Raw genomic sequence first — 25,168 nt, 5'->3', positions numbered from 1 at the left:
AACCGTGGATTCGCGGAATGAAAAAGCCAGGGCGCGGGCCCTGGCTTTTTCATTTCCCGCCGGCTCAGTCAGACTGACTTCAGACGCTCCAGTACCGCCGTCAACAACGCCTGGGAGAGAATGATGCTGTCATGGTTCTCCTCCAGCGCCATCGAGGTGGCCAGCCCATTACGCGAGCACTGCTCCACCAGCACGGCCTGCGCCGCGCCGATTTCCTCGGCGGTCTTGCTCGCCCCCGCCCACCAGCAATCCGGCTTGACCTGCAACGGCTTGAGCGTGAAGGCCTCGCTGAGGATCGCGTTGGTGCGCAACAGGCGGTAGCCGGTCTCGATTTCGTCCTGCACGGCGATATCGCGGTAGACCTCACGCAGGCCCTCGGCGCTGACACCGCCGACCAACGCAACCTGGTCGATGACCCAGTCGGCAATCACCTGCTCATCGTCCCACTGCGCCCGCGCCTGCTCGATCAGCCCGACGATGGTCTGCTCCTCGACGCCGGGGACGAAGGCCAGGAGGCTGCCCACCAGATTCGCGAACAGGCTCTGCTCCGGCGCCGCGGCGTCCGGCACCGGCTCCTGCTCGGGCGCAAAGACCTCCAGTGCCGCCGGCAGGCTGGTGTCCACCAGGCCGAGGAAACTCACCTGGTCGCCGCTCTGCTCCAGTACATGGGCCACTTCGATCGCCAGGGCCCCGCCCAGGGACCAGCCCAGCAGGTTGTATGGCCCCTCGGGCTGGGTCTGCCGGATCTGCTGGACGTAGTAGCCGACCATCTCTTCCCAGGAACGGTCGAACCAGCCCGGCACCACATAGCTCTTGTTGACCAGCCCGTAGACCCGTCGTTCGTCCTTCAGTTGCCCCGCCAACGGATAGTAGGAGTAGGTGCCGCCGCCGCCCGGTGGCAGGCAGAACAGCGGAGCATTATCCGCGTGGCACCCGTTCATGCTGATGACCGGCGTCTTCACCTTCGCCTCGCCTTCGCGCATGAAGTCGGCGAGGTCGGCCAGTGTCTCCATCAGCAGGAAGTCGTGCAGCTTGATCGTCACACCGAAGGCCTCACGCAGCCGGCCGACCAGAGAGATCACCAGCAGCGAATGTCCGCCCAGCTCGAAGAAGTTATCGTTCAGGCCGACCGTCTCGACCTTCAGCAACTCGGCCCAGATATCGGCCAGGCGCTGTTCCAGTTCGGTCCGCGGGGCGACATGGCTGCGCTGTACCGCGTTGGCATCCGGCAGTGGCAGCGCCTTGCGGTCCAGCTTGCCGTTCGGCGTCAGCGGCATCCGCTCCAGCACCACCAGGTGCGCAGGCACCATGTAGTCCGGCAGGCCGGCCTTCAGGTGCGACCTGAGTTGTGCGTGCAGTGACTCCCAGGGCTGCTCGACGCCCGCCTCGCTGAGCACCAGGTAGGCGGCCAGCTGCTTGCCGGTCGGCCCATCGAGGTCGATCACACTGCTTTCGCGGACGGCGGCATGTTCCTGCAGGCGGGCCTCGATTTCACCCAGTTCGATACGGAAGCCGCGGATCTTCACCTGATGGTCGAGACGACTGACGTACTCGATCACGCCCTGTTCGCGATAACGGGTCAGATCCCCCGTGCGGTACAGGCGCCCACCACCCTGCTCATCGAACGGATCGGGGACGAAACGCTCGGCGGTCAATCCCGGGCGTTGATGGTAGCCGCGGGCCAGGCCGTGACCGCCGATCAGCAGCTCCCCGCGCGCGCCCAGCGGCAGGGTATCGAAGTCATCCCCGAGGATATGCAGGCGGGTATTGGCGATCGGACGCCCCAGCCAGACATCGTCGCTGGCGGTCAGGTAGTGGGCGGCGGACCAGATCGTCGTCTCGGTCGGGCCGTAGACGTTCCAGACATGCCCGGCCTGCTCGATCAGCCGCTGCGCCAGTTCGGCACTCAACGCCTCGCCGCCGCAGAGGACCTTGCGCCCGGCCAGGAGACCGGCCGGGGCCTGGTCGAGCAGCATGCGCCAGGTCGATGGGGTTGCCTGGACCAGGCTGACCGCGTGACGCTTGATCGACTCGACCAGCCGTTGCGGGTCCTTGTTGTCGCCCTTGTCCAGCAAGACCACCGCAGCGCCACACATCAATGGCAGGTACAGCTCCAGACCGGCGATATCGAATGACAGCGAAGTCAGCGACAGCACCCGGTCGCGGGCATCGATCCCCGGCTGTTCAGCCATGCTGAAGAGGAAGTTGCTCAAACCTTCGTGGCGCACCGCGACGCCCTTGGGCTTGCCGGTGGAACCCGAGGTGTAGATCACATAGGCCAGGTTGTCCGGTTGTGCCAGGTTCGCCAGCGCAGCCTCATCCACACCATCACGCCACTGCTGCTCGCGGTCCAGGCACAGGCTGCGCACGCCCTCGGGGAGCGGCAGGCGCTCCAGCAACGGGCTCTGGGTCAGCAGCAGTTGCAGGCCGCTGTCCTGCATCATGTAGGCCAGCCGGTCCTCGGGGAAATCCGGGTCCAGCGGCACATAGGCACCGCCGGCCTTGAGGATCGCCAGCAGGCCCAGCAGCATGTCCGGCCCGCGCTCGACCGCGATCCCCACCAGCACGTCAGGCCCCACGCCCGCCTGGCGCAAGGTCTGCGCCAGCTGGTTGGAACGCTGGTCCAACTGCCGGTAGCTCATGCGCCCCTCGTGCCAGATCAGCGCCGTATCCTCGGGCGTCCGCCCGGCCTGGGCCTCGATCAGGCCATGCACGCAGGCCTGGACCGGGTAGGCCGCCTCGGTCCGGTTCCATTCCCGCTCGATCTGCTGCCGCTCGCTGTCGCTCAGCAACGGCAGGTCGGCAACCCGCTGGCTCGCATCGCGGCTGATCGCCACCAGCAACGCCCGCCAATGACGCGCCATGCGCTCGATCGTGCCGCGGTCGAACAGCGCGGTGGCATAGGTCAGGGTCGCCCCCAGGCCCTGCTCATGCTCGCTGGTGTCCAGGGTCAGGTCGAACTGCGCGGTATGGCTGGCCGGCACCAGGCCCTGCACCCGCAGCCCGGACAGTTGATGGCCTTCGCCACTGACCTGGCTCTGGTGGTTGTACATCACCTGGAACAGCGGGCTGTGGCTCAGGCTACGCTCCGGCTGCAAGGCCTCCACCAGTTGTTCGAATGGCAGGTCCTGGTGACCCTGGGCCTGCAGGGCGGTTCTCTTCACCTGTTGCAGCAGTTGGGTGAAGGTCAGCGCCGCATGGAATTCGGCCTTGAGCACCTGGGTGTTGACGAAGAAGCCGATCAGGCGTTCGGTCTCGACCCGCGTCCGGTTGGCGACGGGAACGCCCACGCGGATATCGGCCTGCCCGGAGTAACGCTGCAGCAAGGTCTGGAACGAGGCCAGCAAGAGCATGAACAGGGTGACGCCCTGCTCGCGGGCCGTGGTTTTCAGGGCCTGCACCAGTTGCGAATCCAGTTCGACCGACAGCCGATCGCCGGCATGGCTCTGCTGGGTCGGCCGCGGCCGGTCCAGTGGCAATTCGAGGACCGGCTGCTCGCCGCCCAGTTCGGCCTGCCAGTAATCCAGCTGGCGACGCTGTTCTCCCGCCTCCATCCATTGCCGCTGCCACACGGCATAGTCGGCATACTGGATCGGCAGCGCCGGCAGTTCGGCCGCGCGCCCCTGGCTGCCGGCTTCATACAACTGCACCAGTTCGTCGACCATGACCGGCATCGACCAGCCATCGGCAACGATATGGTGCACGGTCAGGACCAGGACATGGGCCTGCGGCGCCAGGTGCAGCAGCTTCACCCGCAACAGTGGCCCCTGCTCCAGATCGAATGGCTGGCGGATTTCCTCGTCGATGTAGTGGGCGATCTCCGCCTCGCCGGCGGACTGCGCACAGGCATCGACCGTCAGCGTGAACGCCGTTGCCGGATGAATGACCTGCACCGCCCGCTCGCCGTCCTGGCGGAAGGTGGTACGCAGCACTTCGTGACGAGCGCACAGGGCCTCGAAGCTGCGCCGCAGCGCCTCGACATCCAGGGCCCCCTCAAGCCGCAGGGCAGCCGGGATGTTGTAGGCGGCACTGTCCGGCTCCAGTTGCCAGAGGAACCACTGGCGCTGCTGGGCATAGGACAACGCCAGCGGCTGGTCACGCCCGATCGGCAGCAGCGCCGGCGCCCGGTTGAGCGTACCCTGGGCGACCCGTTCGGCGAACTCGGCCAGGTTGTCGGCCTCGAACAGCGTACGCAGGGGCAACTCGACATCGAGCCCTTGGCGCACCCGGGAAATCACCTGGGTCGCCATCAGCGAATGCCCGCCCAGGTCGAAGAAGTTGTCGCCCAGACCGACCCGGTCGACCTTCAGCACCTCCTGCCAGATCCCGGCCAGGGCTTGTTCCAGCGCGGTCTGCGGGGCCCGATACTCGAACTGCGCGAGATTGGCCTGCGGAGCCGGCAGGGCCTTGCGATCGACCTTGCCGTTCGGGGTCAGCGGCAGTCGCTCCAGCAGGATCAGGTGAGACGGCACCATGTAGTCCGGCAGGCCGGCCTTCAACCACTCCCTCAGCTCGCGCCGCAACGCTTCCCTTGCCGCTTCGGTATCCTGGCCCGCCTGCTCGGCCACCAGGTACGCGGCCAGTTGCTTGCCCGCCGGGCCGTCGATATCGATGACCACGGCTTCGCGGACGCCGCCATGCTCCTGCAGCCGCGCCTCGATTTCGCCCAGTTCGATGCGGAAACCGCGGATCTTCACCTGGTGGTCCAGGCGTCCGGCGTACTCGATCACGCCGTCGCCATGGTAGCGGGTCAGGTCGCCGGTACGGTACAGGCGGCCACCGCCCTTGCGGTCGAACGGATCCGGAATGAAGCGTTCGGCGGTCAGCCCCGGACGCTGGTGATAACCCCGCGCCAGGCCCTCGCCGCCGATCAGCAGTTCGCCACGGGCGCCCGGCGGCAGCACGTCGAAGTCGTCGCTGAGGATATGCAGGCGGGTGTTGGCGATCGGCCGGCCGAGCCGGATGTCGTCGCTCGAGGTCAGGTAGTGTCGCGCCGACCAGATGGTGGTTTCGGTCGGGCCATAGACGTTCCAGACATGCCCGGCCTGCTCGATCAGCCGCTGCGCCAGCTCGGCGCCCAGGGCTTCCCCCCCGCAGAGCACCTTGCAGCCGGCCAGCAGGCCCGGCGGCGCGCTGTCGAGCAGCATGCGCCAGGTCGACGGCGTCGCCTGGATCACCGTGACCTGGCGTCGGCCGATGATCTCCAGCAGGGCCTGCGGATCCTTGTTCTGCTGTTGGCGCAGCAGTACCACCGCCGCGCCGTGCATCAGCGTCAGGTACAGCTCTAGCCCGGCGATGTCGAAGGACAGCGAGGTCAACGACAGCACCCGGTCCGAAGGCTCGACACCCGGCTGCTCGGCCATGCTGAAGAGGAAGTTCACCAGCGCCCCGTGCGGCACCGCCACGCCCTTGGGCTTGCCGGTGGAGCCGGAGGTGTAGATCACGTAGGCCAGGTTGTCCGGCTGCGCCAGGTTGGCCAGCGGTGCCTCGTCGACCCCGTGCAGCCAGTCCTGCGACTGGTCGAGGAACAGGCTGCGCACTTCGGCGCCAAGGGCCTGGTGGATACTCAAGTGACTCTCGGTCAACAACAACGCCAGCCCGCTGTCCTGCACCATGTACGCCAGGCGATCGGCCGGGAAGTCCGGGTCCAGCGGCACATAGGCGCCACCGGCCTTGAGGATCGCCAGCAGGCCCACCAGCATCTGCGGGCCACGCTCCACGGCCACGCCGACCAGCACATCCGGCCCCACGCCCAATTCCCGCAGCTTGTGGGCCAGGTGGTTGGAATGCCGGTCCAGTTGCTGGTAACTCATGTCCGCATCATCGAACAGCAGGGCCGTCGCCTGCGGCGTCAGGCGGCTCTGTTCGGCAATCAGCTCATGAATGCAGCGGCCTGCCGGGTAGTCGGCCTCGCTGCGGTTCCAGTCGACGACGATCCGCTGGCGCTCGTCATCGTCGAGCATCGGCAGTTCGACCACGCGGCGATGGGCGCCGCTGGCAATCGCCGCCAGCAGGTTGCGCCAGTGGCCGGCCATGCGCTCGATGGTCGAGGGGTCGAACAGCGCGCTGGAGTACGTCAGGGCGGCACTCAGCCCGTCGACGTTCTCATGGGTGTCCAGGGCCAGGTCGAACTGGGCGACATGGCTGTCCCAGGCCAGCCCCTGGACCGTCAGGCCGGGCAACGTGTGCAACTCGCCAGGCCCTTCGGCCTGGTGGTTGTACATGACCTGGAACAACGGGCTGTGGCTCAGGCTGCGCTCGGGCTGCAACGCCTCCACCAACTGCTCGAACGGCAGGTCCTGGTGCGCCTGGGCCTCCAGGGCCGCCTGCCGGACCTGTTGCAGCAATTCGCTGAAGGTCAGGCTCGAGGTGAACCCGGCACGCAGCACCTGGGTATTGACGAAGAAGCCGATCAGGCGTTCGGTTTCGACCCGGTTGCGGTTGGCGATCGGCACCCCGACACGGATATCGGCCTGACCGCTGTAACGATGCAACAGGGTCTGGAACGAGGCCAGCAGCAACACGAACAGGGTCACGCCCTGCTGTCGGGCCGCGGTCCTGAGGCCATCGGCCAGCCCCGGCGGCAGCTCGATGGCCAGGCGCTCGCCGGCATGGCTGCGAATCGTCGGGCGCGGCCGGTCGGTGGGCAATTCGAGCACCGGCTGCTCGCCACCCAGTTGTCCGATCCAGTAGTCCAGCTGGCGGGCCTGCTCGCCCTCGGCCATCCAGCGCCGTTGCCACTGGGCGTAATCGGCGTATTGCACCGGCAGGGCCGGCAGATCGACGGCCACGCCCTGGTGGTAGGCGCTGTACAGGCGCACCAGTTCGTCGACCATGATCGGCGTGGACCAGCCATCGGAGACGATATGGTGGACGGTCAGCACCAGCACATGCTCGGTGTCTTCAACCTGCAACAGACGCACCCGCAGCAGGGGGCCCTGCACCAGGTCGAACGCCTGGGCGGCCTCACGCTCGACGTAGGCGCGGACGGCCGCCTCGCGCCCGACCGCCGGGATGTCCGCCAGGCGCTCCACGGGCAAGTCGAAGGTGGTGGCCGGATGAATGACCTGGACGGTCAGTTCGCCCTCCTCGCGGAAGGTGCAGCGCAGGGTTTCATGACGGGCAATCAGCGTTTCGAAGCTGCGCCGCAGGGCCTCGACGTCCAGTGTGCCGCGCAGTTGCAGGGCCGCCGGGATATTGTAGGCGGCACTGTCCGGCTCCAGTTGCCAGAGAAACCACTGGCGCTGCTGGGCATGGGAGAGCAGCAGCGGTTGCGTCCGATCGGCCGGCTCGATGGCCGCGACCGGCGTCGGGGCGGCACCGCCCTCGGCCTTGCGCACGAATGCCGCCAAATCCTGGGCTTCGAACAGGTCACGCAACGACAGCTCCAGTTCGAGGCTCTGGCGAATCCGCGAGATGACCTGGGTCGCCAGCAGCGAGTGCCCACCCAGTTCGAAGAAGTTGTCGTCCAGCCCGACCCGCTCGATCTTCAGCACCTCGGCCCAGATCTGCGCCACCTGCTGCTGCACGGCGGTCACCGGGGCGACATGGCTTCTCTGCGCCTGCGCGGCATCCGGTGCCGGCAAGGCCCGGCGGTCCAGCTTGCCGTTGGCGGTCAGCGGCATCTGGCGCAGCAGGACCCAGTGGGCCGGTACCATGTAGTCGGGCAGCACGGCCTTGAGGTGCTCGCGCAGCTCACGCCGCCATTGCCCCTGGACCTGCGGATCGGCCTCCAGCAGCGTCGGGTCGCTGGGCACCAGGTAGGCCACCAGTTGCTTGCCGCCCGGGCCGTCGATATCGATGACGCTGACTTCCTGGACGGCAACCTGCTCGCGCAGCCGGGCATCGATTTCGCCCAGTTCGATGCGAAAACCGCGAATCTTCACCTGATGATCCAGACGCCCGATGTATTCGATACAGCCCTCGGCCCGATAACGGGCCAGGTCGCCAGCGCGGTACAGGCGGCCACCGCCCTGCTCGTCGAACGGATCGGGCACGAAGCGCTCGGCGGTCAGCGCCGGACGCTGGTGATAACCGCGCGCCAGGCCCGCGCGGCCAACATGCAGCTCACCGCTGCAGCCCTGGGCGACGGGGTTGAAATCGGCATCCAGCACATACCAGGACAGGTCGGGGATAACCTCGCCAATCGGGCTGACGCCCGCCTGCAGCAGGTCCTCGCGGCCGATCGGCCGGTACGTCACGTGCACCGTGGTTTCGGTGATGCCGTACATGTTGACCAATTGCGGCGAGCGATCGCCAAAGCGCTCGAACCAGGGTTGCAGGCTGCCGACGTCCAGGGCTTCGCCACCAAACACCACGTAGCGCAGGGCCAGCGGCGCAGACGACGGCGGCGCCTCGCAGGCCACCCGTGCCAGTTGCTTGAACGCCGAAGGCGTCTGGTTCAGTACCGTGACTCCCTCACTGAGCAGCAGCGGGTAGAAGTCCTGCGGCGAACGGCTGACATCGCGCGGCACGATGACCAGGCGACCGCCGTGCATCAGCGCCCCGAAGATCTCCCAGACCGAGAAGTCGAACGCATAGGAGTGGAACATCGTCCAGACGTCCTGGGGCCCGAACCCGAACCATTCGTCAGTGGCCTGGAACAGCCGGAGAATATTGCGGTGCGGCAGCAGCGTACCCTTGGGCTTGCCAGTGGAGCCGGAGGTATAGATCACATAGGCGAGGTTGTCGGGGTCGGTCAGCGTCGGCAGGTTCTGCTGTGGATAACCTTCCAGCCAGTCGCCTTCCTGGTCCAGGCACAGGCTGCGCACGCTGTCGGGAACCGGCAGGCGGCCCGCCAGGTGGCTCTGCGTCAGCAGCAGGCGGATGTGGCTGTCCTGGATCATGTACGCCAGGCGGTCCTCGGGGTAATCCGGGTCCAGCGGTACGTAGGCACCGCCGGCCTTGAGGATCGCCAGCAGGCCGACCAGCATCTCCAGGCCGCGGTCCACCGCCAGGCCCACCAGCACGTCCGGGCCGACGCCACAGGCGCGCAGATGGTACGCCAGCTGGTTGGCCCGGCGGTTCAGCTCGCCATAGGTCAGGCTGCGGGTGCCATGGGTCACCGCCAGCGCATCCGGTGCCTGCAGGGCCTGGGCTTCGATCAGCTCATGGGCACAGGCCGTGGCGGGGTGCGCCGCCGGTGCCGGGTTCCAGGCAAGGAGGGTGCGTTGCCGCTCCGCCGGGTCCAGCATCGGCAACGCGGCGATACGTTGTTGCGGGTCCGCGCCGATGGCTGCCAGCAGGCTGCGCCAATGCCTGGCCAGGCGCTCGATGGTGGCGGGCTCGAACAGGTCACTCGCGTAGGTGAACGCCGCCCCCAGGCCCTCATCGCTTTCGAAGGTGTCCAGGGTCAGGTCGAACTGGGCGGTGCGTTTCTCCCAGGCCAGGCCCTCGACACGCAGGCCGGCCAGCTCGCGCGCCTCGCCTCGGACCTGGGTCTGGTGGTTGAACATCACCTGGAACAACGGCGTGCGGTTCAGGCTGCGCTCGGGCTGCAAGGCCTCCACCAGTTGCTCGAACGGCAGGTCCTGGTGGGCCTGGGCGTCGAGCGCGGTTTTCTTCACCTGCTGCAGCAACTGGGCGAAGGGGGCCTGGGCGTCGATCTCGGCCCGCAGGACCTGAGTGTTGACGAAGAAACCGATCAGCCCTTCCGTTTCCACGCGGCTACGGTTGGCGATGGCCACCCCGACGCGGATGTCGGTCTGGCCGCAGTAACGGTGCAGCAGGGTCTGGAAGGAGGCCAGCAACAGCATGAACAGGGTTACGCCCTGCTGCCGGGCAACCGCCTTGAGGGACTGGGCCAGTGCCGGTGGCAGGTCGATGGCCAGGCTCTGTCCGGCCAGGCTCGGCTGGGTCGGACGTGGTCGGTCGACGGGCAGTTCCAGCACGGGTTGCTCGCCACCCAGCTGGCCCTTCCAGTAGCCGAGCTGGCGTTCCTGTTCGCCCGCCTCCATCCAGTCGCGCTGCCACTGGGCATAGTCGGCGTACTGGATCGGCAGGGCTGGGAGTTCGACCTCGCGGCCCTGGCGGAAACCGTCGTAGAGGCGGACCAGCTCGTCGACCATGATCGGCATCGACCAGCCATCGGAAACGATGTGGTGCACGGTCAGGATCAGCACATGGTCCTGCTCGGCGATCCGCAGCAGGCGAACCCGCATCAGCGGCCCGCGCTCGAGGTCGAAGGGCCGCTGCACCTCGTCCTCCACGCAGGCGCGGATCTGTTCATCGGGATCGTCGGAAAGCGGGGACGCCAGGCGCTCCGGCGCCAGCGTGAAAACATCGGCCGGGTGGATCACCTGCAGCACCTGCCCGGCGTCCTCGCGCAAGGTGGTGCGCAAGGTTTCGTGGCGCCGGATCAGCGCCTCGAAACTGCGGCGCAGGGCTTCGGTGTCCAGGCTGCCCTTAAGGCGCAAGGCCGTGGGGAGGTTGTAGGCGGCGCTGCCCGGTTCCAGTTGCCAGAGAATCCACTGGCGTTGCTGGGCGTAGGACAGCGCCGAAGACGACTCTGACTCCCGTCTGAAAATCGGGGTCACCCCGTAGAGGTTCACCCCTTGTCGCTTGAGCAACGCCGAGAGCGCCTTGCGCTCGCGGATGGACAGCGATTTTACGGAGTCGAGCAGCTCTTGCACTTTGATGTTCTCCCGCTATGCGATCAAATTATCGATTTCCTCCGCAGTAAGACGTTTGAGGGCGGCCAGCGATTTAGCCAATTCATCCTGGGCCTGGCCACTATGGCCGGTTTTCTGCCGGACCGCGCGACTGAAGTCCGCCAGCACCGGCAGCTCGAACAACTCGTTGAGCGACACCTCGATCTGCAACTGGTCACGGATGCGCACCATCACCTGCATGACCAGCAGCGAATGCCCGCCCAGCTCGAAGAAGTGGTCATCCATCCCCACCCGCTCGACCTTCAGCACATCGGCCCAGATATCGGCCAACTGCCGCTCCTGCTCGGTCTGCGGCGCCACATAGCGATGCTGCAGCTGGCTGGCGTCCGGCTTGGGCAAGGCCCGGCGGTCGAGCTTGCCGTTGGCGGTCAGCGGCATCCGCTCCAGCACCACCAGGTGTGTCGGCACCATGTACTCCGGCAGGTGCTCCCTGAGGTGTGCCTTGAGCCCATCACGCAAGGCCGGGACATCGTCCGCCGTCCAGCCGCTGTCCCTGGGCACCAGGTACGCCGCCAGTTGCCGGCCGCCCGGGCCATCGATGTCGACCACCACCGCCTCGCGCACCGCGGCATGCTGCTGCAGGCGCACCTCGATCTCGCCCAGCTCGATACGGAAGCCACGGATCTTCACCTGGTAGTCCGTACGCCCGACGTACTCCAGCACGCCGTCGGCAGCCCGGCGCCGAACCAGGTCGCCGGTGCGGTACAGCCGCTCGCCCGGCGTCTGGCCGAACGGGTTGGGCACGAAGCTCAGGGCTGTACGTTTCGGGTCGCCCAGGTAGCCGCGGCCAACCCCCAGGCCGGCGATATGCAGTTCGCCCGTGGCACGCTCCGGCATCGGTTCGAGCAGATCGTTGAGCACACTCAGCCGGTTGTGATCGGTGTCCAGGCCGATCGGCAGATAGGCGCGCTCGCGGTCCTGCAACTGCACCCGGTGCAGGGCCACGTCATCGGAACATTCGGCCGGACCATAGGCGTTGATCAAGGGAATGTCCGGGTACTGGCGCAACCAGCGCTCAGCCAGCGCCGGGGCCATCGCCTCGCCCGTGGTCAGCAGGTAACGCAGGCTCGCCAGTCGCGCCACCGGCTGGTCGAGCAGCCCCTGGATCAGCGCCGGCACCACTTCAAGGACGGTGATGCCGGTCTGTTCCACATGCCTGAGCAACGCGGCCGGGTCCTGGACGATGACCGAGGGCACGATCTCGACGCGGGCCCCGCAAAGTGCGGCGGTCAGCAGTTGCCATACGGAAATGTCGAAGCTCTGCGAAGCGGTCTGGGCGATCACATCCTGTTCGGTCAGCCCCAGGTAGGGCACTTTGCTCAACTGGTTGTTGAGCATACCGCCCTGTTCCACCATCACGCCCTTGGGCAGGCCGGTGGAACCCGAGGTGAAGATCACGTAGGCCAGGTGGCGGGCAGTGATCGCCGGCAGGGCCGTCGGCAACGCAGCGGATGCCGGCTGCTCCAGCACCTGCTCCCAGACCAGCAGCCGCGGCCGGGCCGCTTCGTCGATACGCGCCAGCAACTGCTCGGCCAACGCCCGGCAGGCGCTGCTACAAACCAGCACGCGGCTGCCGCTGAGAGTGAGGATATCTGCCAGTCGTTGTGCCGGCAGCGAGGGGTCCAGGCCCAGGTAGCCGGCACCGGCCTTGAACCCGGCGACCACCATGCCCAGCAGCGGCAGGCCGCGCTCACCGAGCACCGCCACCAGGTCGTCGGCCGCCACCCCGCTGGCCTGCAGCGCCACCGCCAGGCGGTCGCTGTGCCGATCCAGCTCGACGTAGGTCCAGCCCTGCCCCTGGCAAGTCGCCGCCACCTGCTGTGGAACCCGCTGTACGGTGCGGCGGAACAGTTGCGCATAACCCTGGTCGAGGTCGGCACCAGGCGCATCGCCGGTATCGCGGCCCAGCGCCAGCGGCGCCTGCAAGGTCGCCACCAGGTCCTGGAAGTCCCGGTCGATGCCCTCGGCAAACGCCTGGAGCACTTCGCGCAGGTCGCCCAGCAGGCGTTCGACCGTGGCCTGCTCGAACAGGCGCTGGTCATAGGACAGGTGCAGCCCCAGGCTGGAGCCCGGGTAGATCACCACAGTGAGCGGATAGTTGGTGTGGGTCCGCGAGGAGCCGGACTCGATCTTCAGGCTATCGGCCTGTTCGCCGATGCTGTCTTCGATCGGCGCGTTCTCGAACACGAACAGACTGTCGAACAGCGCCTGGCCCTTGCCGACCTCGCTGCGCCCCTGGATGGTCACCAGATGCAGATGCTCATGCTCGCGCAGCTCGAGGTTGTGCGCCTGCACCCCCTGCAGCCAGGCCTTGACCGTCTGCGGATCGTGCGCGCCGGGAATCCGTACGCGCAACGGAATGCTGTTGATGAACAGCCCGACCGTGGCCTGCATTTCGGGGAGCTCGACCGGACGCCCGGAAACCGTGACACCGAACAGCACGTCGCGCTCGCCGCTGTAGCGGTGCAGCACCACCGACCAGGCCGCCTGCACCAGCGTATTGAGGGTCAACTGGCTGGACTGGGCGATGCGGGACAATTGCTGCGTCTGTTCGCTGCCGAGGCGGGTCAGGCAGTCGCCGGTCGACGAAGTACCGGCATCGCGGCTGATCAGGCGGTCGAACGGCAAGGCGGTCGGCTGTTCGAAACCCGCAAGCTCACGCTCCCAGAACGTCGTGGAAACCTGCTCGTCGTGCCCCTGCAGCCAGGCGATGAAGTCCCGATAGCGCGGTGGCAGCGGCAGTTGCATGGTGCGCCCTTCCACCTCGGCAGCGTACAGTTCGAAGAACTCCGCCACGATCCCCATGCGGCACCAGGCATCGAGCAGGATATGGTGATTGCTCAGGACGAAGCCATAGCGTTGCGGCCCCAGCTGGATCAACCGCAGGCGGAACGGCACCTCACCGGCCAGGTCAAAGCCCTGTTGCAGCTCGGCGCTCAGCTGCGCGTTCAGGCGGGCTTCGTAGTCGGCAGCATCCACGCCCTGCCAATCCATGAAACGGATATCCGGGGCGACCGTGCGCCGGACGATCTGCACGAGGGTGTCGCCGACATCCCAGCAGAACGAGGTGCGCAGTACCTCATGCCGCTCGACCACCGTGCGCCAGGCCCGGGTGAAGGCCTGCCGGTCGATATCGTGGTCGATCAGGTAGCAGTACTGCATCAGGTAGATACCCGAGCCGGCTTCACGCAGGGTGTGCAGCAGCAGGCCCTCCTGCATCGGCGACAGCGGATAGATATCGGCAATGTCCTGCGCCGCCACCGGCAGGCGCTGCAATTGCTCGCGGCTCAGGCGAACCAGCGGGAAGTCCGATGGGGTCACGCCCTGGCCGGCGCCCGCGGCACAGTGAACGATCAGCGCCTCCAGCTCCCGGGCATACTCGTCGGCCAGGCGCTGCAGGGTCGACGTGTCGAACACCTCGCGGCTGAACTCCCAGTACAATGCCAGCTCGCCGTCCTGCACCTGGCCATTGATGCTGATCAGGCTGCCCAGTGGCGCCGCCACGTCCTGGCCCTGGCCGCTGTCCTCGCCGGCGAGCTGGAACAGGCCGTTGTCCTTGTCGACACCCTGCTCGACCTGCCCCAGGTAGTTGAAGACGATGCTGCCTTCGGCCAGGCCCTGCAGGGCCTGGCGCGCCGCCGGCGTGCCGAGGTAGCGCAGCAGGCCGTAGCCGATGCCCTTGTTCGGCACCGCACGCAGTTGCTCCTTGATCGCCATGATCGAACCGCCCAGCGAATCCTCGGGGCTCAGCCGGACCGGATAGAGGGTGCTGAACCAGCCGCTGGTGCGGCTCAGGTCCAGTCCGTCGAAAAGGTCTTCACGGCCGTGCCCTTCAAGACGGATCAGCGTGTCGGGCTGCCCGGTCCAGCGGCCGATGACCCGCGCCAGGGCGGTGAGCAGCAGGTCGTTGATCTGCGTCCGATAGGCGGCGGGTGCCTGCTGGAGCAACTGCCGGGTCAGTTCGCTCCCCAGGCGGGTCTGTACGGAGGCGGCATGGCGCCGCTGCTGCCCGCCTTCCGGGCGGTCACAGGGCAAGGCGTCGCTGACGCCGCGCAACTGCTCCTGCCAGTAGGCCAGTTCCTGCTCCATCAGCGGACTCTGCGCATGTTGGTGCAAATGCTCGGCCCAGGTCTTGAGCGAACTGCCGCGGACCGCCAGGGCCGGCGCCTGGCCCTGGGCGATCGCCACGTAGGCCGATTGCAGGTCCTCCAGCAACACACGCCAGGACACGCCATCGACCACCAGGTGGTGGATCACCAGCAGCAGGCGCTGCCCGCCCGCCGGCAGGTTGACCAGCACCGCACGCAGCAGCGGCCCCTGTGTCAGGTTTAGACTGCGTTGTGCCTCGTCCAGCAGTGCGGCCAGCTCGGCAGTCGACGACAGATCGCGTACCCACAACGTCCCGGCCGGCTGCTCCAACCGGTAGCGGGCCCGCCAGCCATCAGCCTGCGCCTCGAAGCTCAGGCGCAGGCCGTCGTGCTGCTCGACCAGCGTCGCCAGTGCCCGCTCGACATGAGCGGCCTGCAGGGTTTCGCGGGCCTTGAGCAACACCGACTGGTTCCAGTGATGCCGCTCGGGGATAGCCGTTTCGAAGAAACGCACCTGGATCGGCAGCAACGGCTGCTCGCCGCTGACCTGCTGCGGCACCTCGACGGCCGTCTTCTTCTCGATCAGCTTGGCCACCGTCGCCAGTTGCGCGATGGTCTGCTTCTCGAATAGTTGTTTTGGACTGAGCTTGAGCCCCTGGCGCTTGGCCCGGGCGATGATCTGCAGGCTGAGAATCGAGTCGCCACCGAGTTCGAAGAAGTTGTCCGTGCTGCCGACCCGTTCCAGCTTGAGCACATCGGCCCAGACCGCGGCCAGTTTCTCCTCGATCTCGCCCACCGGTGCGACATAACGTTGCTGGGTCGCGCCCGGCACGGGAAAGGCGCGCTTGTCCAGCTTTCCATTCGCGGTCAGCGGCAGGCGCTCCAGCACCACGATGTGCGCCGGTACCAGGTATTCCGGCAACCCTGCCTGCAGTTGCTGGCGCAACGCCTCGCCTTGCAGGGTGAGGCCTTGCGTGACCACGCAGTAGGCCACCAGTTGCAGGCGCGTGGCATCGCTCTCCAGAGGCAGCGCGAGCACCACCGCCTCAGCCACGCCGTCGAGCCCCAGCAACAGCTGGGCGACTTCGCCCGGCTCGACCCGGTAGCCACGAATCTTCACCTGGTCATCGGCACGCCCCAGGTATTCCACCCGACCATCGACCCAGCGCGCACGGTCGCCGGCCCGGTACAGGCGTTCGCCCTGCTGCGCCGCGGGATCGGGCACGAAACGCTCGGCGGTCAGCGCCGCCTGCCCCAGGTACCCCAGGGCCAGGCCGGCACCGCCCAGGTACAGCTCGCCCGGCACACGCTCGGCCACCGGGTTCAGGTAGGCGTCCAGCACCTGCGCCCGGTCGTTGGCCAGCGGCTGGCCGACCGGCACCGTGCGGCAGCCGTCCAGGCGCTCGCGCACTTCATGGGTGAGGATCCCGACGGTGGTCTCGGTCGGGCCGTAGTGGTTGATGATCCGGCAATCCGGCGCCAGCTGGCGGACCTGTTCGATCAACGCCCAACTGCTGGCCTCGCCACCGAGGATCAGCAGTTGCCGTGGCAGCACATCAGCCGCACGAGCGGCCTGCAACAGCCCCTGCAGGTGGCTGGGGACGATCTTCAGCACATCGACCTGGTGTTCGTGCATGTAGGCGGCGAAGCTGTCCGGGTCGAAGGCATGTTCATGGGACATCAGGTGCAGCAGTCGGCCGCTGGCCAGGGCCCCGAACAGCTGGGTATGGCCCAGGTCCGCGGCAATGGTCGAGACCAGCGCCAGGCTCGCGCCGGGCGCCAGTTGCAGGCGCTGCAACACCGCCTGCACGTAGTTGGCCAGGCCGCGATGGCTGATCAGCACGCCCTTGGGCTGCCCGGTGGAACCGGAGGTGTAGATGATGTAGGCCGGCTGCTCGGGATCGACCTGCAGCGCCAGTGCCGAAGCGTCCTGGTCGGCCCATTGCTGCGCGACCGGAGCCAGCGCCGGGCACACGTCCAGGCCGGCCGCCAGGCTATCGCCCGGAGCATGGATCAGCAGCGCCGCTGCACTGTCCTTGAGCAATTGTTGCAGGCGCTCGGCCGGCTGGCGGTTATCCAGCGGCAGGTACACCGCACCGGTCTTGAGCACCGCCAGCAAGGTCACCACCCAGTCGACGGAGCGTTCCAGGCACAGCGCAACCACAGCCCCGGCGCCGATACCTTCGGCCAGCAGCAGACGCGCCAGCTGGTTGGAGCGGCGCTCCAGCTCGTCATAGTCGATCAGTTGCGTACCGCAGCGCAGCGCCGGCTGGCCACGCCCGACCTGCAGGCCCTGCTGCCAGAGCGCGAGGAAGTCCGCGCAGGGGAACGGTGCCTGGGCGGCAGCCGGGTGTTCGGCGGCCGCGCCCGGCTGCTCCAGCAGCGGCGCCTGGGCGGCGCCGACCATCTGCTCCAGCACCTGTTGCCAGGCCCGGGCCAGACGCTCGATCGTGCCGGCCTCGAACAGGTCGGTGGCGTAGGTGAACTCGGCCTCGATGCCCTCCGGGGCATCGGTGAAATCCAGGGCCAGGTCGAAACGTGCATCGGCCACGCCAATGGCGAATGCCTCGACGCTCAAGGCCGACTGAACCGGGGCAGCGTTGCTGCGCGCGGCCAGCACGTTCTGGTTGATCTTGACCTGGAACAGCGGGTTGTGGCTCAGGCTGCGTTCCGGTGCCAGGGCATCGACCAGTTGTTCGAACGGCAGTTCCTGATGGGACTGCGCGCCGCTCACCACCTGCTTGACCTGTTCCAGCAACTGTTCGAGGCTGTCGCGTTCATCCACCTGGATGCGCAGCACCTGGGTATTGATGAAGAAGCCGATCAGCCCTTCCAGTTCCTCGCGGTTGCGCCCGGCATTCGGCGCGCCGATGCGAATGTCCGCCTGGCCGCTGCTGCGCGCCAGCACCACGGCCAGCGCCGCCAGGGCCTGCATGAACACGGTCTGGCCGTTCTGCCGGGCGCGGGCCTTGAGCTGTGCCGAGAGTTGCGGCGGCAGGTTGGTGCGGACAACGGCCCCCCGATGACTGGCCACCGCCGGACGTTCATGGTCCAGCGGCAGCTCCAGCAGCGGCTGTTCCTCGCCCAGTTGCTGCTTCCAGTAGGCCAGTTGGCGCTCGCCCTCGCCGGCTTCCAGCCAGGCACGTTGCCAGATCGCGTAGTCGGCGTACTGGATCGGCAACGGCGCCAGCCCCGCCGGGCTGCCGTTCACCTCGGCCAGGTAGAAGCGGATGAATTCCTGTACCAGCAGCTCGCCCGACCAGCCATCCGAGACGCTGTGGTGCATGCACAGGGTGAGGACGTGCTCATCCTCGTCCAGGCGCCACAGCCGCACCCGCAGCAACGGCCCCTGCAACAGGTCGAATGGTGTCGCCAGTTCGGCGGCCACCCGCTCCTGCAGGCGCGCCTCACGGTTTCCGGCAGGTTCCGCGGCGATGTCCACCCGCTGCAGGACGACCTGCGACTCGTCGAGAATCTCCTGGTGGAACTCGCCTTCGACCGAGACGAAACGGGTGCGCAGGGCTTCATGGCGATGCACCAGCAGGGCCAGCGCGCGGCTCATTGCCGCCTCGTCCAGGGGGCCGCTCAGGCGCACCGCCATGGGCACGTTGTAGGCGCTGTTGTCCGGGTCCAGTTGCCAGAGGATCAACATCTGCTGCTGTGCGTAGGACAGTGGAATCCGTGCAACGTCATGACGGGTTTCGGTGATCGGCAGCAGCCTGAAGCTCTGCCCGCTCTCGCTCATTTTCTGCAGGATCTGGCGGCGCTGTTCCAGCGGCAGGCCGACGAAGCGCCGGGCAATCCGTTGTGCTGTGGTCTTGTCCATCTCAGGCCTCCGCCATTTCGTTCATCATGCGTTCGATGTCGGACAGCCCGTCATCGGTCAAGGCCAGGCCCGCGTCTTCAAATGCTTGGGAAAATTCGTTCAATTGCGGTTTCTCGAAAATAAGTCGCAGAGGAATATCGATGCCAAGACCCGAATGAATCCTGGAGATCACCTGGGCCGCCAGCAGGGAATGGCCGCCCAGCTCGAAGAAGTTGTCGTGCAGGCCCACCCGCTCGACCTGCAGCACCTCGGCCCAGATCGCCGCCAGTTGCTGCTCACGCTCGCTGCGTGGGGCCACATAGTCCTGCTGCCAGAGACTCGGGTCCGGCTTGGGCAGGGCCTTGCGGTCGAGCTTGCCGTTGGGGGTCATGGGCATCTGCGCCAGCACCAGCAGGTGCGCCGGGACCATGTAGTCCGGCAGGCCGGCCTTGAGGTAGTCGCGCAATTGCCCGCGCAGAACCTGCTGGGTGGCCGCGTCGGCCAGGGCCAGCGCCGGGTCGTTGGGCACCAGGTAGGCCGCCAGCTGCTTGCCCGACGGCCCGTCGATGTCGATCACCAGGGCCTCGCGCACCTGCACATGCTCCTGCAGGCGCGCCTCGATCTCGCCCAGCTCGATGCGGAAGCCACGGATCTTCACCTGGTGGTCGACACGCCCCACGTACTCGATCAGGCCCTCGTCGCGATAACGGGTGACATCGCCGGTGCGGTACAGCCGACCACCACCCTGCTCGTCGAACGGGTCCGGGATGAAGCGTTCGGCGGTCAGCGCCGGACGCTGGTGGTAACCACGAGCCAACAGCGCTCCGCCGATCAGCAGTTCGCCACTGCCGCCCTGCACTGCCGGATTGAACGCCGCGTCGAGGATGTACATGCGCCGTGCGCCCAGTGGTCGGCCGATCGGCATCAGCACCGGCCGGGGCAACTCGCCGCGCACGTAGGGCCCGCACTCCAGGTAACTGGCGGTAATGGTGGTTTCGGTCGGGCCATAGGTGTTGAGCAGGCGGATATGTTCGAGGCCTGCCTGCTTCCACAGGCCGATGCCCTCGGCCGGCATCGCCTCGCCGGTGGCGCTGACCTGGCGCAGCGCACCGAAGTCACGCAGCCCCAGGCGACAGAAGTCCTGGGCCAGCAGGTACCAGTAGGCGGTGCTCAGGTCGGCCACGGTGATGCCCGAACGCAGCACCTCGCGCTGGAAGGTGGTGCTGTCCCAGACCTCGTTGCCACGCACCACCACACCCGCCCCACGGCACAGGGCCGGGAACAGTTGCTCGACGAAACCGTCGAAGTTCAGGGTGGAGAACAGCAGCACGCGGTCCTGCGGCACCAGGCGGAAGTACTCGATGGCCACCTGGCAGTGGGCGCTCAGGGCGTGGTGTTCGATGGCCACGCCCTTGGGCTTGCCGGTGGAACCGGAGGTATAGATCACATAGGCCAGGTTGTGCAGTTGGGCCGGGCTCGCCAGCGGCTGCTCGTCGTAACCCTGCAGCCAGTCCCCGGCCTGGTCCAGGCACAGCACCGGCAACCCCGCCGGCAGCGGCAACCTCGCCAGCAGCGGGCTGTGGCTGAGCAGCAGGCGAATGTCGCTGTCCTGCATCATGTAGGCCAGGCGATCCTCGGGGAACTCCGGGTCCAGGGGCACATAGGCGCCGCCGGCCTTGAGGATCGCCAGCAGCCCGACCACCATGTCCAGCCCGCGATCGACCGCGATACCCACCGCCACTTCCGGGCCGACGCCCATGTCCCGCAGCTTGCGGGCCAGGCGGTTGGCCTGGCCTTCCAGTTCGCGATAGCTCAACTGCTGCTCGCCAAAAACCAGCGCCACCGCCTCGGGAGTGCGTTTTGCCTGGGCCTCGATCAGTTGGTGCACGCACTGCTCGGCCGGGTAATGACCCTCGATCCGGCTCCAGTCCTGCAACACCCGCTGCGTTTCCCGGGCATCGAGCAGCGGCAGTTCGGCGACCGCCTGCTCCACACCATCACTGACAAGGGCCTGCAACAGGTTGCGCCAATGGCCGGCCAGGCGCTCGATGGTGCCCGCGTCGAACAGCGCGGTGGCATAGGTCAGCGATGCGCGCAGGCCCTCCTCGCTTTCGAAGGTGTCCAGGGTCAGGTCGAACTGGGCGGTATGGCTGCCGCTGTCCAGTGCCTCGACCTCGAGGCCCGGCAAGGGTCGCACCGCGCCCTTGAGTTCGGTCTGGTGGTTGTACATCACCTGGAACAGCGGGCTGTGGCTCAGGCTACGCTCCGGCTGCAGGGCCTGCACCAGGTGTTCGAAAGGCAGGTCCTGGTGAGCCTGGGCACCCAGGACCGCCTGCCTGACCTGCTGCAGCAACTGGTCGAAGCGGGTATGCAGGTCGAACTCGGCACGCAGTACCTGGGTGTTGACGAAGAAGCCGATCAGCCCTTCGGTTTCCACCCGGCCGCGGTTGGCCACCGGCACGCCGACGCGAATGTCGTTCTGCCCCGAATGCCGATGCAGCACGGCCTGGAACGAGGCCAGCAGCAACATGAACAGGGTCACGCCCTGCTGCCGGGCGATGCCCTTGAGCCCCTGGACCAGCGCACGATCCAGTTCGACCTGGGTACGGGCACCGGCATGGCTCTGCAACGATGGCCGTGGCCGATCGGTCGGCAGTTCCAGCACCGGCTGCTCACTACCTAGCTGATCGCTCCAGTAGGCCAGTTGCCGAGCCTGCTCGCCAGCTTCCATCCAGTCGCGCTGCCAGTGGGCATAGTCGGCGTACTGGAAGGGCAACGGCTTGGGTTGCGGCCGTTGGCCCTGGCTGAAGGCCACATAGGCCTCGATCAGCTCATCGACCATGATCGGCATCGACCAGCCGTCGGAGACGATATGGTGCAGGGTCACCACCAGCACATGGCGTTCGTCGCCAAGGCGCAGCAGCCGGGCACGCAGCAACGGCCCCTGCTGCAGGTCGAAGGGTGTCAGCACTTCACGGTCGATGCGTGTCATCAGGGCCGCGGTATCGATATCGCCCAGCACCTCGACCGGCAGATCGAAGGCCGCTGCCGGATGCACCACCTGGACCGCCTCGCCATCGCGTTGGGCAAAGGTGGTGCGCAGGCTCTCGTGCCGCTCGACCAGCGCCTCGAAACTGCGGCGCAGCGCCTGCGGGTCGAGGCGACCGTTCAGGGCCAGGGCGGCCGGAATGTGATAGGCGCTGTTGTCCGGCTCCAGTTGCCAGAGGAACCACTGGCGCTGCTGGGCATAGGACAGCCGCAAAGGCGTCTGGCGATCGACGGCGACAAACGCCGGCGCAGAGGTGCCGCCCCCTGCCCGGCACTCTCGGCGAAAGCGGCCAGGTCACGGGTCTCGAACAGGCTGCGCAGTTCCACGTCGATACCCAGCACCTGCCGTGCCCGGGCGATCACCTGGGTCGCCAGCAGCGAGTGACCGCCGAGTTCGAAGAAGTTGTCGCCCAGCCCCACCCGTTCGACCTTGAGCACTTCGCTCCAGATCGCCGCCAGTTGCTGCTCCAGCAGGCTGCGCGGCGCGACATAGGCCTGCTGCAACAGCGCGGTGTCGGGAGCCGGCAGGGCCTTGCGGTCGAGCTTGCCGTTGGCGGTCAATGGCAAGGCCGGCAACAGCATCAGGTGGGCCGGGACCATGTAGTCGGCCAGATGCCGTTTCAGGTAGTCGCGCAGCGTCCCTCGCCACCCGGCCTGGCGCTCGGCATCGGCCAGCAGGGTCGCATCGCTCGGTACCAGGTAGGCCGCCAGTTGTCCGTCCAGGGCCAGCACCGCGGCCTCGCGGACCTGATCATGCCCCTGCAACCGCGCTTCGATTTCCCCCAGCTCGATGCGGAAGCCGCGGATCTTGACCTGCTGGTCGCGGCGGCCGATATAGTCGACCACCCCGTCGCTGCGCAGGCGTGCCAGGTCGCCGGTGCGATACAGCCGCCCTCCCTGCGGATCGAAAGGGTTGGCGACGAAACGCGTGGCCGTCAGCCCCGCCTGATTCAGGTAACCACGCGCCAGACCGGCACCGGCGACATACAGCTCGCCGATGCAACCCGGCGGTGTCAGGTTCAGGGCATCATCCAGCAGGTACCAGGACAGGTCGACGATCGGCTCGCCGATCGGGCTGCCCGCCGACTGGTCTAGGTCGGCCAGCGACAACGGCCGGTAGGTCACGTGCACGGTGGTTTCGGTGATGCCGTACATGTTGACCAGGGTCGGCGCGCGCTCGCCAAAACGTTCGAACCAGGGGCGCAGGCTCTGCACCTCCAGGGCTTCGCCACCGAAGATCACCTGGCGCAGCGCCAGTTCGCGCGGCGACGCCAGCGCCACCGCCATCAGCGACTTGAAGGCCGAGGGGGTCTGGTTGAGCACCGTCACTTGCTCGTCGCACAGCAACGCATGGAAGGCCTCGGGCGAACGGCTGATTGCGTACGGCACCACCACCAGCCGGCCACCATGGAGCAGGGCGCCGAAGATTTCCCAGACCGAAAAGTCGAAGGCGTAGGAGTGGAACAGCGTCCAGCTGTCCTGGCTGTCGAAGCCGAACCAGTGCCGGGTGGCGTCGAACAGGCGCAGCACGTTGCTGTGGGGCAGCAGCGCCCCCTTGGGTTTGCCGGTGGAACCGGAGGTGTAGATCACATAGGCCAGGTTATCGACATCGACCCGGACCTGCGGGTTGTCCTCGCAGCCATCCGCCTCGGCGCTTCCCAGATCCAGGCACTCGACCTCAGCCGGCACCGGCAGACGCTCCAGCAGATGCCCCTGGGCCAGCAGCAGTTTCAGGCCGCTGTCATCGATCATGTGACGCAGGCGTTCCTCGGGATAGGCCGGGTCCAGCGGTACATAGGCACCACCGGCCTTGAGCACCGCGAGCAGGGCCACGATCATTTCCAGCGAACGCTCGGCCGCGACGCCTACCCGCACGTCGGCGCCCACGCCACGGGCGATCAGCCGATGGGCCCAGCGGTTGGCCCGGGCATTGAGTTCGGCATAGGTCAGCCGCTCGCCGGCACAGACCACGGCGACCGCATCGGGACGCCGCTCGGCCTGGTCCTCGATCAACTGATGCAGGCAGCGCCCGACCGGATGCACCTGCGGGGCCGGATTCCAGCGCGCCAGCACCTGCTGCTGTTGCGCCGCGTCGAGCAGCGGCAATTCGGCGATGCGCTGGCGCGGATCGCTGACGATCGCCCGCAGCAGGCTCGCCCAGTGCTGTAGCAAGGCCTCGACGGTCGCCGGCTTGAACAGGTCGGTGGCGTACTTGAACACGGCCTCGATGCCATGGGCCTGCTCGCTGGTGTCGAGCACCAGGTCGAACTGGGCGGTCTGGCTCTGCCATTGCAGCGGCTCGATCCGCAGGCCGTCCAGATCGGTGCCGGACTTGAGCCGACTCTGCGCCTGGTGATTGAACATCACCTGGAACAGTGGACTGTGGCTCAGGTTGCGGCCCGGCTCCAGGGCCTCGACCAGTTGTTCGAAGGGCAGGTCCTGGTGGGCCTGGGCCTGCTGCACGGTCTGCCAGACCTGGCGCAGCAGCTGCTCGAAGGTCTGTTGCCCATCGACCTCGGCCCTGAGCACCTGGGTGTTGACGAAGAAGCCGATCAGGCGCTCGATCTCCGGCCGCTCGCGATTGGCCACCGGCACGCCGACCCGGATATCGGCCTGGCCGGTGTAACGATGCAACAGGGCCTGGAACGAGGCGAGCAGCACGCTGAACAGGCTGACGCTCTCGCGTCGGGCCAGGGCCTTGAGCCCATCGCCGAGGGCCGGTTCCAGGGTCAGGTTGCAGCTCGCCCCGGCAAAACTGCGGGACACGGGACGCGGATGATCGGTCGGCAACTCCAGCACCGGCTGTTCGCCACCGAGTTGCTGCTGCCAGTAGGCCAGTTGACGCTCCTGCTCCCCCGCCTCCATCCAGTGGCGTTGCCACAACGCATAGTCGGCATACTGGATCGGCAGGGCCGGCAGCTCCAGGGTCAAGCCCTGGCTGAGGCTCTGGTAGCCCTGCACCAGTTCTTCGATCATCACCTGCAGCGACCAGCCATCGGCGACGATGTGGTGCAACGTCAGCACCAGCACGTGCTCGTCGTCCGCCACCCGCAACAACGCGGCACGCATCAGCGGGCCATTGCGCAGGTCGAAGGGGGCATGGCCGTGCTCGAGCACGAACGCCTGGACCTGCGCGTCGCCCGCGCCGGCCGCCAGGCGCTCGACCGGCAACTCGAAGGTGCCGGCCGGCAGCACCACTTGCAGCGGCTGCCCGTCGGTCTCGGTGAATACCGTGCGCAGGGGCTCGTGACGCGCCACCAGGGCCTGCAGGCTGCCCTGCAGCGCCGTCACATCGAGCCGACCCTGCAGGCGCAGGGCCATGGCAATGTTGTACGCCGCACTGTGCGGCGCCCATTGCCAGAGGAACCACTGGCGCTGCTGAGCGTAGGACAGGCGCAGCGGCTCATCGGCCGCGCGCTTGAACACCGGCGCGATCTCGAACAGGTTGATGCCCTTCTGCCTGAGCAGAGCGGCCAACCCCTTTCGCTGCATCGCCGAAAGTTGCCCTACCGACTCGATTAACTCCTGCACGCGTTGTTCCCTCTTACAAAAATCAG

4 protein-coding genes are annotated in these 25,168 nt (G+C 67.2%); all 4 read right to left on the bottom strand.

Going from position 1 to position 25,168, the window contains the following annotated elements; genetic code table 11:
- Positions 1 to 68: 68 nt before the first annotated feature.
- The 4 genes from ACM62G_RS21635 to ACM62G_RS21620 are packed head-to-tail and all read right to left on the bottom strand — an operon-like array spanning position 69 to position 25,142.
- Positions 69 to 10,631 carry an amino acid adenylation domain-containing protein gene (locus ACM62G_RS21635; RefSeq protein WP_419735511.1) on the bottom strand — a complete coding sequence of 3,521 codons (10,563 nt, stop codon included), beginning with the start codon at positions 10,629 to 10,631 and terminating at the stop codon, positions 69 to 71.
- A gap of 15 nt (positions 10,632 to 10,646) precedes the next feature.
- Entirely contained in the window at positions 10,647 to 18,584 is a 7,938-nt protein-coding gene (locus ACM62G_RS21630) for an amino acid adenylation domain-containing protein (protein WP_419735510.1), read from the bottom strand.
- A 1-nt stretch (position 18,585) separates the two neighbouring features.
- Positions 18,586 to 21,825: an amino acid adenylation domain-containing protein gene (locus ACM62G_RS21625; protein WP_419735509.1), complete on the bottom strand. Its 3,240-nt coding sequence runs from the start codon at positions 21,823 to 21,825 to the stop codon at positions 18,586 to 18,588.
- Entirely contained in the window at positions 21,732 to 25,142 is a 3,411-nt protein-coding gene (locus ACM62G_RS21620) for an amino acid adenylation domain-containing protein (protein WP_419735508.1), read from the bottom strand. The genes ACM62G_RS21625 and ACM62G_RS21620 overlap by 94 nt, the downstream gene beginning before the upstream one ends.
- Between the last annotated feature and the right edge of the window lie 26 nt (positions 25,143 to 25,168).

The organism is Pseudomonas sp. COR18, from assembly GCF_048568395.1.
Lineage (GTDB): Bacteria > Pseudomonadota > Gammaproteobacteria > Pseudomonadales > Pseudomonadaceae > Aquipseudomonas > Aquipseudomonas fuscovaginae_B.
The sequence above is the reverse complement of the archived record's forward strand: the minus strand, read 5'-3'. Positions and strand labels throughout refer to the sequence as shown.

Bases quoted from the DNA above. Each gene is read 5' to 3' on its own strand.
- ACM62G_RS21630 (WP_419735510.1), bottom strand. From the start codon at position 18,584: ATGGACAAGACCACAGCACAACGGATTGCCCGGCGCTTCGTCGGCCTG.